The sequence below is a fragment of the Paenibacillus silvae genome (genome assembly GCF_014639235.1).
Lineage (GTDB): Bacteria > Bacillota > Bacilli > Paenibacillales > Paenibacillaceae > Paenibacillus > Paenibacillus silvae.
On the sequence record NZ_BMFU01000001.1, the window covers coordinates 888,226 to 903,172 of the forward strand.

17 protein-coding genes are annotated in these 14,947 nt (G+C 46.1%); 6 read left to right on the top strand and 11 right to left on the bottom strand.

The features are described 5' to 3' along the window. Positions 1-44 precede the first annotated feature (44 nt). Positions 45-521, bottom strand: a complete 477-nt coding sequence (locus tag IEW26_RS03910; protein ID WP_167433881.1) for a DUF6790 family protein — start codon at positions 519-521, stop codon at positions 45-47. A 522-nt stretch (positions 522-1,043) separates the two neighbouring features. Between IEW26_RS03910 and IEW26_RS03915 the strand changes: the two genes are divergently transcribed. Then, entirely contained in the window at positions 1,044-1,901 is an 858-nt protein-coding gene (locus IEW26_RS03915) for an SDR family oxidoreductase (protein WP_188591294.1), read from the top strand. A 162-nt stretch (positions 1,902-2,063) separates the two neighbouring features. On the opposite strand, the gene IEW26_RS03920 is transcribed toward IEW26_RS03915, so the two are convergent. The 5 genes from IEW26_RS03920 to rnhA form a co-directional block, all read right to left on the bottom strand. Next, positions 2,064-2,615: an RNA 2'-phosphotransferase gene (locus tag IEW26_RS03920; protein WP_188591295.1), complete on the bottom strand. Its 552-nt coding sequence runs from the start codon at positions 2,613-2,615 to the stop codon at positions 2,064-2,066. 18 nt (positions 2,616-2,633) lie between these two features. Beyond that, the gene (gene imm48, locus IEW26_RS03925) at positions 2,634-3,095 is read right to left on the bottom strand and encodes an Imm48 family immunity protein (RefSeq protein WP_188591296.1); all 462 of its coding nucleotides are present in this window, start codon (positions 3,093-3,095) and stop codon (positions 2,634-2,636) included. A 136-nt stretch (positions 3,096-3,231) separates the two neighbouring features. After that, a complete protein-coding gene (locus tag IEW26_RS03930) occupies positions 3,232-4,221 on the bottom strand; it encodes a serine/threonine protein kinase (RefSeq protein ID WP_188591297.1) in 990 nt (329 codons plus the stop codon). Positions 4,222-4,561: 340 nt separating this feature from the next. Further along, positions 4,562-5,431 carry an alpha/beta fold hydrolase gene (locus IEW26_RS03935; RefSeq protein WP_188591298.1) on the bottom strand — a complete coding sequence of 290 codons (870 nt, stop codon included), beginning with the start codon at positions 5,429-5,431 and terminating at the stop codon, positions 4,562-4,564. Positions 5,432-5,648: 217 nt separating this feature from the next. Next, the gene (gene rnhA, locus IEW26_RS03940; RefSeq protein WP_188591299.1) at positions 5,649-6,314 is read right to left on the bottom strand and encodes a ribonuclease H; all 666 of its coding nucleotides are present in this window, start codon (positions 6,312-6,314) and stop codon (positions 5,649-5,651) included. Between the two features lie 189 nt (positions 6,315-6,503). Between rnhA and IEW26_RS03945 the strand changes: the two genes are divergently transcribed. Beyond that, positions 6,504-7,154 carry a DUF421 domain-containing protein gene (locus IEW26_RS03945; protein WP_229729633.1) on the top strand — a complete coding sequence of 217 codons (651 nt, stop codon included), beginning with the start codon at positions 6,504-6,506 and terminating at the stop codon, positions 7,152-7,154. Positions 7,155-7,179: 25 nt separating this feature from the next. Here IEW26_RS03945 and IEW26_RS03950 read toward each other — a convergent pair whose 3' ends face one another. After that, positions 7,180-7,947: an ABC transporter ATP-binding protein gene (locus tag IEW26_RS03950; protein ID WP_188591301.1), complete on the bottom strand. Its 768-nt coding sequence runs from the start codon at positions 7,945-7,947 to the stop codon at positions 7,180-7,182. A 1-nt stretch (position 7,948) separates the two neighbouring features. Then, positions 7,949-9,058, bottom strand: a complete 1,110-nt coding sequence (locus tag IEW26_RS03955) for a FecCD family ABC transporter permease (RefSeq protein WP_188591302.1) — start codon at positions 9,056-9,058, stop codon at positions 7,949-7,951. Positions 9,059-9,186: 128 nt separating this feature from the next. On the opposite strand from IEW26_RS03955, the gene IEW26_RS03960 reads away from it, so the two are divergent. From IEW26_RS03960 to IEW26_RS03970, 3 genes are all read left to right on the top strand, one after another. Further along, positions 9,187-10,257, top strand: a complete 1,071-nt coding sequence (locus IEW26_RS03960) for an ABC transporter substrate-binding protein (protein WP_229729634.1) — start codon at positions 9,187-9,189, stop codon at positions 10,255-10,257. Positions 10,258-10,389: 132 nt separating this feature from the next. Beyond that, complete coding sequence (locus IEW26_RS03965) at positions 10,390-10,812, top strand: MarR family winged helix-turn-helix transcriptional regulator (RefSeq protein WP_188591303.1); 423 nt, start codon at positions 10,390-10,392, stop codon at positions 10,810-10,812. Positions 10,813-10,918: 106 nt separating this feature from the next. Further along, positions 10,919-11,740 carry an alpha/beta hydrolase gene (locus tag IEW26_RS03970; RefSeq protein ID WP_188591304.1) on the top strand — a complete coding sequence of 274 codons (822 nt, stop codon included), beginning with the start codon at positions 10,919-10,921 and terminating at the stop codon, positions 11,738-11,740. Between the two features lie 72 nt (positions 11,741-11,812). Here the strand turns inward: IEW26_RS03970 and IEW26_RS03975 are convergent, their stop codons facing one another. Further along, entirely contained in the window at positions 11,813-12,172 is a 360-nt protein-coding gene (locus IEW26_RS03975) for a HesB/IscA family protein (protein ID WP_188591305.1), read from the bottom strand. A gap of 62 nt (positions 12,173-12,234) precedes the next feature. Further along, a complete protein-coding gene (locus IEW26_RS03980; RefSeq protein ID WP_188591306.1) occupies positions 12,235-12,534 on the bottom strand; it encodes a winged helix-turn-helix transcriptional regulator in 300 nt (99 codons plus the stop codon). Positions 12,535-12,760: 226 nt separating this feature from the next. Between IEW26_RS03980 and IEW26_RS03985 the strand changes: the two genes are divergently transcribed. Then, positions 12,761-13,420: a helix-turn-helix transcriptional regulator gene (locus IEW26_RS03985; protein ID WP_188591307.1), complete on the top strand. Its 660-nt coding sequence runs from the start codon at positions 12,761-12,763 to the stop codon at positions 13,418-13,420. Between the two features lie 69 nt (positions 13,421-13,489). Here IEW26_RS03985 and IEW26_RS03990 read toward each other — a convergent pair whose 3' ends face one another. Further along, on the bottom strand, positions 13,490-14,839 hold the full coding sequence (locus IEW26_RS03990; protein WP_188591308.1) for an amino acid permease: 1,350 nt from the start codon (positions 14,837-14,839) through the stop codon (positions 13,490-13,492). Positions 14,840-14,947 lie beyond the last annotated feature (108 nt).

The following is a 14,947-nucleotide window of genomic DNA, read 5'->3' on the forward strand; positions in this document are numbered from 1 at the left end:
ATTAATTGAGATTCAAGCTGTGCTGACATAAATCCGGTTACGATCTAGCTCATGACCCAAATGCCGCCGGCCAATATAGAGAGAACCGTAATAAAAGCCTGGTAGACAACGTCCATAATCAGATTACCAATACTGTCTCCGTCTGCCTTGCGATTTTTAATCATGACATAAGTATGTGACCAAAGACCACTTAAACCGTATATGTACATCGTAACCAATACACCAACCCAGAAATTTCCCTGAAACCAGATGGCCATTATACCCATAACCCCAAGACCAACTTGTGAAAATCCGTATTTGACCTGGAATGGTCCGCCCGGCCAACCTAACATTTTGGCTGTTTGATCTGCCCTTGCAATGTTAACCACATAACCAATGATACCTACAAGTCCAAAGGTAACGACAAACTGATGAAGCAACAACACCCTGCTAATCTCGCTCATTTCACCAGGAAACCCTAGCATCCAGAGATGAACTGCCCCTGAAATAAGTCCAAACAACCATAGAACTAAAAACCACATTGCTGTTTCACTCCTGCCACTTAGTTTTTTTGGAATCATTTGTAACTAAATACACTAATTTGTAGATATCCACATTATATAATCGCTTTTACATTTGTCAATTCGTACATATTTTTCTAATTTGTCGAAGTTTTTTACAATTACCTTCCCTTATACGCAATCAATAAATTACATTTAGGCCATTATAACTTGAAATTTTTGGTTCAAATTTACCATTTTTACAAACAATGACTCAAAAAATGTTTCTTTTTTAACACTCCTAAAGGACCACAACTCATTTATTGCATGCTTAAAAAAATTTAATAACCACTGGTTGATTCGTTTCTCCTTATATTCAGAATCTTTTAGTCGACTTTAGCTATAATAAAAATTGACAACACATTATTTTGTAACTATTATAGTTACATAGATAAACATTCACACATCCACAGCTGCTTTCTTAGAGCTGTACATATCATTTTTCAGGATAGTTAGACGGCTCACGAAGTAGATGCTCAAACGACATTATAGGAGGAAAATAAAATGAAGATGTTAGTTACAGGTGCAACAGGTCATCTTGGTTCACTCGTGGTTGAAGCGCTGCTGAGAACGAATACTGCCGCAGATCTGGCGGTAAGTGTACGTTCACCGGAAAAAGCAGAAGCATTGCGCTCCCAGGGCGTAGACGTTCGACAAGGTGATTTCGATCAGCCTGAAACGTTAGCAAAAGCCTTCGCCGGCGTTGACCGTTTGCTGCTCATCTCCACAGATGGAGATAACGAGACACGGATTCGTCAGCACCAGAATGCCGTTCATGCTGCGAAACAAGCAGGCGTTGGTTTCATTGCTTATACCAGTGTTGTCAATGCAGAACATAACCCGCTCTCCCTGGCCGAGGTACACCGCAAGACAGAACAGGCTATTCGCGAATCTGGCATCCCTTATACATTCCTGCGCAACAACTGGTACCTTGAAAACGAGGCTGGCAGTGCGCAGGCCGTAATACATGGTGCGCCTTGGGTACATGCCACCAATGACAGTCAGGTTGGCTGGGCTACCCGCCGTGATTATGCGGAAGCCGCTGCTGCTGTACTTGCAGGTGAAGGACATGAGAACAAGGTCTATGAATTATCTGGCAAGCTGCGCACACAAGCTGAGCTTGCTGCGATTGCAGGTGAAGTGCTGGGACAGGAAGTTCATGTACAAAATGTAGACGATGCTGCTTATGCGGACATTATGAAAGGTGCGGGCCTGCCAGACTTTGTGGTATCCATGCTGGTTGATATGCAAGCTGCCATCCGCCAAGGTGCGCTCGCTGTTGAAAGTGATGCACTGGAAACTTTGCTCGGCCGTCCTGCTCAACCGTTAAGTGAAGGTTTCAAAGCTATTCTTGCCAAATAAATCAGACCTGCTTTGAGCTGCTTGCAGCCCGATGCCAAGGTATCGGCATTCAAAAAAGGGTTGTTCCATACGTCATAAGTTGACGGGGAACAACCCTTTTCGCTTGCTTGCTTACATTGAATACAGCTTTCACTTTGAACAACATCTGCACCATGATTTTATCTAGCTATCAGCTTGATCCTGCTCAATATAACGTGCGGGAATAATGTCAGCCAGCCAAATATTCTCATTGCCATGGTAAAAGAGGATACCCTCACGTGCGGCCTGCCCGGCCTTCACTCGCAGAATAGCTGGCTGACCGTCACGCCTCTGTCCGACCTTGCGTGCCGTTTCAATATCTGCAGACAGATGTACATACTGTCGCTGCCGTGGCTGTAAACCATGCTCCATAATAGAGGAGACCGCACGTACAGGTGTACCGTGGTACAGCAACTCCGGAGGCTGAGCAGCCAATTTGATTATTTTCTGCGGAGTGGAGTGACCATAAAGCGCACGAATTCGGCCTGCATGGATCTCATGCCGCTTTTTCTCCGAATCTGCAATCATTTGTTCCAGGTCTTTCTCCGTAACGTCACGCCACTGTGGACTTTCGTGCAGAGCGATGAGCAATTGTGAAATATCAACCCATCCTTCTTCGTGCAGCTCAAGCTCGTATTCCCATGGGGCATGTCGCAAAGCGTAAGAAAGCTCTTTGCTTAATTTCATATAATCCATAACATCCACCTCCCCATTTTATTGCTGAACTGCGGCCAAAATCTCCTGAATATTGCGACCCAGCGCTTCGTAATCCTCCTGTGCAAATTGAACATGCCCGTTAATCCCGCGATGGATAATGGTGTTCATTACTGGATGAGTCTCTTCATTTGATGCGACACGGATCAGATCATCCACAAAATCAACGGCCTGCTGTTCACTATAGTTGAACGGCTTGATGAGCATTCGAATGCTCAGCGCATGAGCCTGCGGTTCAGCCAGTCGATCCCGATGAGTGATGCTGTATACTGCGCCAAAAACAAAAGCAGCAAGCACCTGGCGCTGCAGTTCGGTCGTCTCATGAAGCGGTGTTCCAATCCGTTCGCAGACCTGATTCACCATCTGCTCCAGTTCACTCGCCGCCGAAGCCAAAATAGCGTCATTTTCAAGCTCATCAGTCCTGAACTCTTTCTTATCTTCTTCTTTCCCAAGTTCTCTCATAGTCTCATCTCCTGTTTGATTTCATCGCCAACGATTGGATCAGCAGCCCCTACCAAAAATTATAATAAATTAATATAGTAAAAAACCAAATCTTCTCGATGTAGAGTCGATCTGGTTCATAATGCTATCTTAGTGTTCAGGCCGTTTCGTGCTGCTTCTTCGGCTCTGGCTCGAATATCTGAGTATGCTCGTTATCCTCAAACTTCCATTCTATCTTGCCTGGCTTGCGGACCTTCCACACCAAAGCCTGAACACGCAGGGATGTTCTCACCCAGGTCAGGGAGGTACACCGTTTCTCTGAACGAACCATTAGCCCCCAGTGAATAACCCTTGCCAGCCATGGAGTCACATGTTCATTATGCTTGCGTACCGAGGGCAGCTCATCACTAAATAAACGCTGCTTCACATCCATTGGCGGCTGACCGCATGTCCAGTAATGAAGCAGCGCAGACAAGCTGTAGATGTCTGACATCGGTCCCTGCTCGGATTTCTCCGAATAGAATTCAAGCGGTGAATATCCTTTGGAGGTAAATATAGCCGGCTTTACCCCGGACGGCATCGGCCAGCGCACAGCTGAACCAAAATCAAGCAATTTGGGCGTACCATCCTCCATTACCATGATGTTGGAAGGTTTGACATCCCGATGAAGAATGCCTTGTTTATGTATATAATCGAGTGTATCCACGAGCGGCAGCAGCGTATCGGTAATAAAACCCGGCTCCAGTGCATGGTCGCGCTCATTCAAATAATCAGTCAGGGTTGTGCCCGTACAATATTCGGTAATCAGATATCCGGTATCATTAGACTCAAAATGATCCACGTACCCGATGATGTGTGGGTGTTTAAGTGAAGACAGCAGCTCTCCTTCTTGCAGAAATGCTGACAGCAGCTCCTGAAATTGCCCTCCATATCCACGTGTTGCGCAAAAAACCGTACGTTTATCCGTCTGACGTGCAGCCAATTGATGGGGGAAAAACTCCTTGATCGCCACTTTGGCGCCTGTATGCCGATTCCGCCCTGCATATACAATCGCCAGCTCACTGCTGGTCAGAACCTGTCTAACCTGATATGTATCGTTTAAAATGACATTGCGCTGCAAGGCCATATTCCACTTATCCTTTTTCATAACAAACCTCTTTTCAACCTTGTCGATTGGAAGACTTGCCGCATAACCGCAAATTGTTTCGTAAACTCAGTATGGATGCGTCCAGACGGATGGCAATTCATCGCCAACCATCTATATAAACCCAATCACGTCGTTTGAAACATTGCTTACAGAATGTGCATATTTGTCCAAGCTTCCATTGGCTATTCAAAGATATATACGCTCTCTTCTATAAATAGTATCGACAGAAGGGGCAATTTCGTTAATCTAATTTGTTAAAAGACGAATTGCCCCACGTTTCAGTTGTTTACGTTTCCTCAAACTGTCTATTCTGCTATCCTGATGCTTCTGCTGTTGTTACTTAATAATGTTTGTTCAGAAACTGCTGAATCTCCGCATTCATCTCCTGCAGCACGTCCTGAGAAGGGAAATGTCCCGTATCATATTTGACCGCCTGCACATTCGGAATAATCTGCCGGGCACGGTCAATACATTTATCCCCTGGGAAAAAGACATCCTTCTCTCCAACCAGAAGCAATGTAGGCGAACTATAATTTTCAAGCTCTTCCCGCTCCGCCAGCTTAGGCAAATCCTGCTCCAGACTGACATGCTTGAATATTTTGCCGATCAGATTTTTGTCCGCTTCCTTCATACAATGGCATGACAGGTTATCCGTTATTTTTTGCAAAGAAGCCGGCGAAGAAGTCATCCGATATTTCACGAGTGGAAGTGTAATGTCATGAACGGTTTTCATTCTGGAATTCACCGCAAGACCCGCCGGAGCCACCAGCACCGAGCATGCAATCCGCTCCGGAATATACGTAGCCAGTCTGAGAATAATGCCGCCGCCAAAAGAAGGACCGATAAACGCACTTTTTTCAATCTCGTAGTGGTCCAACAGATCGGATACCCATAAAGCCAGGCTGTCAAAACGTGCCGAAATGCTCGTTTCCTCGCTATAGCCCGGATGACCAATCGTATCAGGCGCAATAATCCGGTAGGATTGGAATAAGGAAGAGAACCAGGACAGGGTCATCGGATTCACACAATTGCCGCCCTGAAGAATAAATAATGGCTTGCCATCTTCTGGCCCGGTCAGCAATACATGCGTTCTGCCAAAACGTGTCTCCACATACTCCCTTGTAATTCCTTCACCCAGCTCACTCAAATAAACCTCGTACTCCTCCAGAATACTGCTCTTTCCTTCTTCACTTCTATAAATGGAACTCATGTCTGCCTCCTGCAAATGTATACTCGGCTCACCTGTTTCAAGTGACCAGACCGGGGCATCCCCGATCCAAAAAGATAAGGAGGGCCCGTAAATGAATGACAGGCTCCTCCATATGTGTGACTTATCATATGCTGATGATTATAGAATGGAAATTGGAAATTGTAAATATCGATTCTAATAGACAATGCCAGCTTTTTTTGTTTCCGTTTGAAAATCATCATTTCCGGCCGTAATCCGCCTTGATCTCGCCCCACTGTTTCGTCTGCCACTTTAACACTTTGTTCGAATACGTATGCGTGCGAAGCCATTGCTCCGCCCGATCAATCATTAGCCAGATCTCTTCTGTTGAGTTGTCCCGTGGCAGCGTGGTGGCAACCTTCTTCTGCTTTAACCACTTCATCGCATTCACCGAGTCTGTATATACCGTTTTGCTGCTGCCTTGTTTCTGGAGATAAGCCAGTGCATGCACAATAGCCAGAAATTCACCCAGATTATTCGTGCCTTTCGAGATCGGCCCAACGGAAAAAAGCACTTCGCCTGTGCGTGTATCGACCCCTTTGTACTCGACCGGACCCGGGTTGCCGCGGGTTCCTACATCGACAGAAATGCTGTCATAATCCACCTCCTCCGAGGTCTCCATCCCTGCACTTCTGCTGCTGCCCGACTTGGACTTGAGCTTGGAAGCACTGCCAGCTCCGCCTGCGCTCGATCCCCAGTTGCCCTTCCATCCGGCGCGATATGCCGTTTCAGCGGCTTCCCTGGATTCATATGATTTATACTTGGCTCCGGCATATTGATCCGTCTGAGCCTTACATTCCGCCCAAGTGCTGTATACGCCCGGTTTCTTGCCTTCCCATACCACGTAATATTTTGGTTTTGCCATGCGTAACCGCTCCTTTGTTCACTGCATCAATATCTTATTGTAAACGATGGAGCAGGTAAAATGAAAGTTTGTTACGGGTTAAGTGTTAGTGCCGTTTATGGATCAAGATGACTCCGCTTCGTATAATCCAATTCCTCCTGGAACAGTCTAATAATTAACGTCTATTAAGGAAAAGAAAGGATGCTTTGCATGGATTGGATCTGGAAATCCGTCTTGCTTGTTCTCGTTGGCATGATTCTGCTGCGCATTGCAGGGCGTAAATCCATCTCACAGATGAGTGTGGCAACAACCGTTATTATGATCTCGATCGGTACAACCATCGTACAGCCGATTGCCAATCATGAACTGGGCAAAGCGATTGGCTCCGCAGCCGTATTTATTGTAACTTTGCTCGTTGTGGAGCAGTTACAGATGAAATCCAATCTGTTCGAACGTTTGATGAGCGGCAGCTCCAAAGTCGTTGTAGAGAATGGGGAAGTTATTATTGGAAATCTGAAACGAATGCGGTATACGATAGATCAGCTCGAGATGCATCTAAGACAGGCTGGAATCCGCAGTGTAAATGACCTGGAAACGGCGACCGTTGAACCGAATGGTCAGCTTGGCTATGTTCTGAAACCGGAAGCGCGTCCCGTCACTGTAAAAGATCTGGAGCAATTATTGCAAAGCTATGGCTTGACTCGATCCAGTAAAGAGTTGCCTCTGTTTGAACAACTGTCCGAAGAGAAGCAGAGTGAGGATTCGGCAAACCGTGGAAGTGAAGATGAAAATTCGGCTAATATTTTTGAAGAGGTCAGCAGCGGGAAGCATTCACATCAAGTGGACTCCAGGCTGGAATAAATGTTATAAGCCTCCAGTTTCCAGGTTATCGTGTGCTCAAATAGGCAATTCCCAAACCTCCGGTGACCGGATTTTGGTAAATCTCACATTCCACCTCAAATACCTCGCCAATGATCTCACGAGTCAAAATATCGGCGGGAGTACCATGAACAACAACTTGTCCACGCTTCACCACATAAAGATAATCACAGTAAGCTGCCGCAAGTTCAAGGTCATGCAGCGCAGCCAGAATGCCGATATCCAGTCCGCGAACAATATTTAATATTTGCAGCTGGTACTTGATATCCAGATGATTGGTCGGCTCGTCCAGAATCAAAAATTCCGGTTGCTGAGCGAGTACACGAGCCAGAATGACACGCTGCTTCTCCCCGCCGGACAGAGACGTATAATTGCGGCCTGCATGTCCGGTCAGCTGCACTTTTTCCAGTGCCATCTCCACAATCTGCTCGTCCTTTGCATTATCGGCCTCCAGCAGCTTTTTGTGCGGTGTACGTCCCATCATAACCATCTCACGCACGGTAAAATCAAAGCTTAACTCGTTAAACTGACCTACAACCCCCATCTGCCTGGCCGTGACTTTGGGACTCGATTTCAGAATATCGGTGTCTCCCAGCATAACGCTGCCGTGCTTCGGTTTGATGACTTTATAAATGCTTTTGAGCAGCGTCGATTTGCCGCAGCCGTTCGGTCCAATCAAGCCGACGAATTGTTTCTCTCTCACCTGAAGTGAAATATCACGCACGATATCCGTATCCTGCACGGAAAAGCATATGTTATCGACCGTTAATTGCATGTTATTTTCCTCCAAAGCCATAGCCTTTTTTGACAAGCATATACATAAACATCGGTGCACCAATCATCGCCGTAATAATGCCGATAGGCAGTTCAACGCTGGAAATGAGCGATCTCGCAATGACGTCTGTCCAGATCAGAAATATCGCGCCAAACAATACCGAAACAGGCATCACTTTACGATGATCCGAGCCAACAATACCTCTCACGATATGAGGAATGATTAATCCGACAAAACCGATCATGCCGCAGCTAGCAACCATCACACCCGTCACGAGTGCCGTTAAGATCATATACAATCTGCGATAGACACTCAGGTTAATGCCCAAGGTGACCGCCGCTTCATCGCCCAACAGCATTGTATTTAACACACGGGATTGAAGCAGGAAAAACAATATCGCCGTGAGCACGACCATGCCTATTAGCGGCAGCTTGTTCCACCCGGAAGCGGCAAGGCTGCCCATCGTCCAGAATGTGACTGTTTTGATGCCCTCGGCATTATTCGCAAAATAGATAATAAAGTTGGAAAATGCACTGCACAGTGCATTAATAACCATACCCGCAAGCACCAGCTTGACTGACGTCATTTTGCCCCGAATACCGGCCAGTGTCAGAACAAGCAAAGAGGCCCCCATGGCTCCGGCAAACGCCCAAAAGGCAACTCCCGTCTGTCCTAGCCAGCTAATCGCACCAAATCCGATGAGAATGGCAAAGGTTGCTCCGAGAGAGGCTCCTGAGGAAATACCAAGGATGTAAGGGTCCGCCAATGGATTCTGCACAGCCGCCTGCATAACCGCACCACATAAGGCGAGACCCGCACCGATAAACATCGCCATCAATACACGCGGGAAGCGAATCTGCCAGATAATATCCGTGAAGGAGCCTGCTGCCAGCGGCTTGCCTCCCCACTCCATTCCCGTTATTTTGGCTAAAAGAATACGGTAGGACTCTCCGAGCGGAATACGAACTTGTCCAATAGAGACCGCGATACCTGCCGAAATCAGTACCATCACGATTAATGCTGCAATAAGTAGTGTAAAGCCTGTTTTGCTGTGAATCAGGGATTCTTTTTTCCCCAAGTGCTGTGTCCCAGCCTGCCTCGTCTGTGCCATTTCTTCCCCCATGAATTCTATTAAAATTGTGCGAAACTTAAATTAGCTATTTACAAAGTATTTTCCCGGATTATAATTGAGAATGATTATCCTTGTCAATTACCATACAAACAAAAGGGGTTATTATCATGTTGAAATGCTCGTCCAGAACTACTTTCTTTGCCGCATTAACTCTGTTATTACTGCTGTTGTCGGCGTGCTCATCCAATACGTCTGCACCATCGACAGCCGAAGATACGACTTCCCAAGCTGGGACAACCGAAGCTGCTGCACCTGCGGAAACCGCCAATCAAACGACCTATCCGCTTACCATAGAAAACTTCGCTATGTCTGGTGAAGGCGGAGAATGGAAACCCAAAGCACAGGTATTTGATAAAGCACCTGAGCGCGTTGTTGCCAATACTCAATCGGCTGCCGAAATGCTGATCAAGCTGGGCTTGACGGATAAAATGGTCGGAGTTGCTGCACTTTATGGCGCTGTAACACCCGATGTAGCTGAAGAATTCGCCAAAATTCCAGTGCTGTCCGAGAATTATGTGGGTAAAGAGCTTGTTGTTGGGGCCAGCCCGGATCTGGTCTTTGGACGAGGTGATCTGTTTGCTGACGCCGACTGGGGCGTGGGAAGCGTAGACGGACTAAATGAGATGAACATCCGTACCTTCATGCAAACGACCAATCACAAGGGAACACTGGAGAGTCTTTACAACGACATTGCACAGCTAGGTAAGATTTTTGACGTGCAAGATAAAGCCACACAATTTATCGACAGCCTGAAAGCACGGGCAGAGGCGATCAAAGCCAGTGTCGCTGATCAGCCGGAGCACAGCTTTGCGTATATTGTACCCGCTACAGAAGACAGCATTACCGTAAGCAGCATGCAGAACGATACGTATCAGCTTGATGCACTCAGCCTGTTGAAGCTGAAAAATACATTTGAGGGCGTACAAGGCGAGGTTAGCGTAGAACAGTTGATTACAGCCAATCCGGATTACCTGCTGCTCTCGGCTTACAGCGGATCACCCGATATCAACAAGCTGATTCAGAATCTGTATGCCAACCCTGCGCTGCAAAGCATGAAGGCTATTCAGAACAAACAAATCTACGTGACCGATTTCAGCCAGTTCTGGGGATACGGATATCAAATTATCGACGGTATTGAAAAAATGGAAAAAGAAATGAAGGCTAATCCGATCCAATAGTCTGGTAACTTAACATTTACTGCACAAGTGAATTACGTTCATGCATGGATGGACCCGGGAACAAGGAAGACTTCTTCCCCTGTTTTCGAGTCTATGCTTGACATTAGTTTGATATCAAACTATATTAGGTGTATGAAAACAAGAGATGCTGTTTCACTTATTTCCAAAATTAAAGAGAAAACCAGTCGTTTTATTTTGACCGAAATGGCGGCACAGGGCATCCACGATCTGGCTACATCCCATGGGGATATCATCTATGCCCTTTACAACCATCAGCGGTTGACCATGGCCGAGATTGCCCAAAAAATCCGCAAGGACAAATCCACGGTAACTGCGCTTGTAGATAAACTGGTGCGAACCGGATATGTTGCTAAAGATCGCGATGCAGCAGACTCACGTATCGTGTATGTAACATTAACTGCCAAGGGAGAAGCGTTAAAACCGGTCTTTGAGGATATATCACAGCGAATGCTGGATACCTTCTATGCAGGAATTACAGACGAGGAAAAACAGGAATTGCTTCGCATTTTAATCAAAATTCACGACAACTTTTAAAAAAGCAAGGTCATACAGCCGATATGGATAGTGCTTCGTTTGTTTGACTTTAATTTTTTTACAATAATAGTTTGATATCAAACTAAATTGAAAAGGAGCATTTTATATGACGGATTACACACAATACTTGCCTGAACATGAGGCGCACCGGATCGGAAAGCATGACCTTTACATGGAAGTATATAAAGGAAGTAAGGCATCTGACTCTGCCACAGGAACTACGCGTGCGCCTCTGTTATTTGTTCACGGGGCATACACGGGCAGCTGGATGTGGAGCAAATATATCCCTCATTTTGTGGAGCAGGGATGGGACTGTTATGCGATGAATCTGAGAAGTCATTATAAAAGCCGGGTGCTGGATCTGAGTCGTATTACGGTAGAGGATTACCTGGAGGATATTCGCGAGGTGTTGTCCCTGATGCATGAACCTCCTGTCCTGATCGGCTTCAGCATGGGTGGCATACTCAGCCAAAAGATTGCAGAAACTGCTGAATTGGCAGGATTAATTATCATTGACACCAGTATAAGCAAAGAAATCCATGACGCCCTGCCCTATCCAGCAGCGGACCGAATTCAACCGGGAATGATTATGCCAGCACCTTTACGTGAGGAGCTTGCAACGATTGACGAATCCACGGAAGATATCGCTTTTCAACGTCGGTACCTGCAGATGGAATCTGCAAAAGCTTTCCGTACCTTCTCTGTCCTCTGCGGGGCAGAAGGCATATCCATCAACGGGAATCGAATCACCTGTGCCTCTCTAGTAATCAAAGCCGTGTCGTCCGAGGACGAGGATCGAAGAGGCCAGTTAACTGCGGATCAGCTTGGAGCAAAGTATGCCGGACTCCGGGATACAACGCATACAGGCCTGCTTGTTGGCCAGCGTTATAAAGAAGTTGTTGATATCATGCTGGAATGGCTTGATTAGATTAAATTATCACCAGGCAAGAGCTGTCTCTAATCGACAAACTTTACTATGGGACAGCTCTCTTTTCTCTGTTTAATCACACGGCTGAACCTTGCCGCGATCTCGAGCTATTCGGAAGCTGGCTCCGCATCCACACGACGCTTTGGCATTGGGATTGTCCATCGTGAACCCTCCTGTCATGCCGCTTTCTTCATAGTCGATCTTCAAACCATCAACGTACGGGACACTGGCTGGGTAAACCAATATGTTGAAATTATCTTTATGCAGTACGATATCTTCTTCTGTCTGCTGATCTTCCACAACAAGCGTATAGGATAAACCGCTGCAACCGCCTTCACTCACACCTATTCGCAGAAAAGAAGACTGATTATTGGCGCAGGATAAAATTTGTTTAATATGATGAGATGCTCTGGTGCTAACCTCAATGTTCATTCTTAACTCCCCCTAGTTTAAAGATACTGTCCAGATCTTGAATCCGCTATAAATACGCACCTTTAATGGAGCAATGCCCATTCCACCAGAAAAGGGATAAAGTTCGCAAGTGCAGCTCCTCTGGGTGTAAGTTCATAGAAAATTGGTTTGCGATCTGCAAAACATGTCTTCTGAACCAAACCATTCTGTTGAAGATCCTGTAATCTTCTGGTAAGAGCCATCTCCGAAATCAAAGGTATGCCTCTGGCAAGCTCACTGAATTTCCTCGGTCCCTGAGAAAGCACAAATAAAATATGGATCGTCCACTTCGTTCCAATCAGGTGGTAAGCTGTAAAAAGTTTTTCTCTGTTCTCGTTAGGCAATCATCGGACCCCCTCTGGCGAGCCATTCCCTCCTGTTATTAGAACTAAATACGTTAACATTGGTACAGCAAAGAGTATGTATACACGTATCGTATTTCGTATGGACCGGATACTTATTAAACATTTTTGTTTACAATGTATAAACTAACGTTCCTCTTTGACTTTGTCAACATTTTTATTTAAAATGTAGTGAATCATCGTTTCTTGCTTCAAAGGAGGCAACATCATGAGCGGAAACCAGGCTAAAAAGGATGTCTCAACTCGCACCCGACGAGCTATTATTGATGCATTGAAGCAGCAAGGCGGAATGGATGTGGTGTCCCTTTCCTCTCAATTTTCACTATCGGGAATGGCGATTCGTCAACACCTCAACGGCTTGAAGGAAGAAGGCTTTGTTACTCATATCGAAGAAGCCCGCCCCATGGGACGTCCAACGAAATTATGGATATTGACGCCTGCGGCCGATCGCTTTTTCCCCAGCGGTTATTCCGAATTGTCCGTCAGCCTGATTCAATCCATGAAAGAAGCTTTTGGAGAGACCGGGCTGGATCAGCTGCTCGCTGTTCGCAATCAGAACATGCAGGTGCAGTATGCCCGGCATCTTGAAGGTGCATCGGATATCAAGTCCAAATTGGACAAGCTCGCCGAAATTCGCACGATGGAGGGTTACATGGCGGAAGTAAAGGAGCAGGATGACGGAAGTCTCCTGTTCATTGAAAAGCATTGTCCCATCTGTGCCGCAGCCGCTGTATGTACGGGGTTATGCAGAAATGAGCTGCAACTATTCAAAACGGTTCTGGGAGAGGACGTTCAGATTGAGCGGGGAGAATACATTCTGGCCGGAGGAAGAAACTGCGTTTATTCCGTGAGCCCGGCTCAAAAATAAGCGAAAGAGCAGCCTCATTCGAGATTGCTCTTTCGCTTTTTGTTGTATATCACGTACAGAGGATTCCTGTTACTGCTTCACTCTTTTTTTCAACATATAAATGACCGAAACGATCAGGAACCACACAGGTGTAACAAACAATGCCACACGCGTATCCTCTGCAAGCGCCAATACAATAATGACAAAGGCCAGAAATGCCAGAATCAACAAATTGGAAAACGGATATAACGGCAGTCTGAAACGACTTTGACGCGCCAGATCAGGGCGAGTGCGCTTGTAACGCATATGGCAGATGACCATGATGCCCCAGACAAAAATGAAACATACGGTAGACACACTTGTGATCAGTGTAAATACACCTTCCGGCATCACATAATTAAGCACAATCGCGATAAAAATGACAATCGTGGAGAAATAAAGTGCATTGGCTGGAACCTTTCTCTGATTAACACGTGCAAAGGATTCAGGTGCATTTTGATCCTTGGCCATGGAATAGATCATCCGGCTTGTACTAAAAATCGCACTGTTACAGGCCGATGCCGCCGATGTCAGCACGACAAAATTAACCACTCCGGCTGCTGCCGCAATACCTACCGCTGCAAATACCTGTACAAACGGGCTTTCCGTTGGCACAATCGCATTCCATGGATAGATACTCATGATAATGAGCAAAGCTCCTACATAGAAAAGCAGCACACGAATCGGTATCTGATTAATGGCTTTGGGAATGACCTTGTCCGGATTTTCCGTTTCTCCCGCGGTAAGCCCTACAAGCTCCATCCCCACAAAAGCAAAAACAACCATTTGGAACGAAATGATGAAGCCGTGCATTCCATTGGGAAACCATCCCCCGTGACTCCACAGGTTAGTAAAGCTTGCCGATCCCTGATTGGTTGTAAATCCGGTAAAGATCATATACAGTCCCACTACGATCAATGCCAGAATAGCGAGCACTTTAATGAGAGCAAACCAGAATTCCATCTCCCCGAACAGCTTGACCGTCGCCAGGTTCATTACAAGTAAAATGACCAGTGCAATTAATCCCGGCATCCATTGAGGGATATTGGGAAACCAGAACTGTGTATATAAGCCCACTGCCGTAATATCTGCCATCGCGATGGAAATCCAGCAGAACCAGTAGGTCCAGCCTGTGATAAACGCCGCCATATTTCCCAGGTAATCACGAACAAAATCGACAAAGGAATGATACTGCAAATTGCTCAGCAGCAGCTCTCCAAGCGCCCGCATGATCAGGAATAATACAATGCCTGTAATGATGTACGCCAGCAGAATGGATGGACCGGTTAGCTGGATTGTTTTGCCCGCCCCGAGAAACAAACCCGTTCCGATCGCCCCTCCAATTGCCATCAGCTGTACATGTCTGTTTTTCAGACCCCTTGTTAACGTTTCTTGCTGCATGGTACACCACCACTCTCTTTCTGCGCATGCTCTCTGTGATGCAAAATAATATACCATCTAATATATAATAATCTTCCCCGAATACCTATCATTCTTTTTGATTATTTT

Bases quoted from the DNA above. Each gene is read 5' to 3' on its own strand.
- IEW26_RS03910 (WP_167433881.1), bottom strand. From the start codon at position 521: ATGTGGTTTTTAGTTCTATGGTTGTTTGGACTTATTTCAGGGGCAGTT.
- IEW26_RS03915 (WP_188591294.1), top strand. From the start codon at position 1,044: ATGAAGATGTTAGTTACAGGTGCAACAGGTCATCTTGGTTCACTCGTG.
- IEW26_RS03920 (WP_188591295.1), bottom strand. From the start codon at position 2,615: ATGGATTATATGAAATTAAGCAAAGAGCTTTCTTACGCTTTGCGACAT.
- imm48 (WP_188591296.1), bottom strand. From the start codon at position 3,095: ATGAGAGAACTTGGGAAAGAAGAAGATAAGAAAGAGTTCAGGACTGAT.
- IEW26_RS03930 (WP_188591297.1), bottom strand. From the start codon at position 4,221: ATGAAAAAGGATAAGTGGAATATGGCCTTGCAGCGCAATGTCATTTTA.
- IEW26_RS03935 (WP_188591298.1), bottom strand. From the start codon at position 5,431: ATGAGTTCCATTTATAGAAGTGAAGAAGGAAAGAGCAGTATTCTGGAG.
- rnhA (WP_188591299.1), bottom strand. From the start codon at position 6,314: ATGGCAAAACCAAAATATTACGTGGTATGGGAAGGCAAGAAACCGGGC.
- IEW26_RS03945 (WP_229729633.1), top strand. From the start codon at position 6,504: ATGGATTGGATCTGGAAATCCGTCTTGCTTGTTCTCGTTGGCATGATT.
- IEW26_RS03950 (WP_188591301.1), bottom strand. From the start codon at position 7,947: ATGCAATTAACGGTCGATAACATATGCTTTTCCGTGCAGGATACGGAT.
- IEW26_RS03955 (WP_188591302.1), bottom strand. From the start codon at position 9,058: ATGGCACAGACGAGGCAGGCTGGGACACAGCACTTGGGGAAAAAAGAA.
- IEW26_RS03960 (WP_229729634.1), top strand. From the start codon at position 9,187: ATGTTGAAATGCTCGTCCAGAACTACTTTCTTTGCCGCATTAACTCTG.
- IEW26_RS03965 (WP_188591303.1), top strand. From the start codon at position 10,390: ATGAAAACAAGAGATGCTGTTTCACTTATTTCCAAAATTAAAGAGAAA.
- IEW26_RS03970 (WP_188591304.1), top strand. From the start codon at position 10,919: ATGACGGATTACACACAATACTTGCCTGAACATGAGGCGCACCGGATC.
- IEW26_RS03975 (WP_188591305.1), bottom strand. From the start codon at position 12,172: ATGAACATTGAGGTTAGCACCAGAGCATCTCATCATATTAAACAAATT.
- IEW26_RS03985 (WP_188591307.1), top strand. From the start codon at position 12,761: ATGAGCGGAAACCAGGCTAAAAAGGATGTCTCAACTCGCACCCGACGA.
- IEW26_RS03990 (WP_188591308.1), bottom strand. From the start codon at position 14,839: ATGCAGCAAGAAACGTTAACAAGGGGTCTGAAAAACAGACATGTACAG.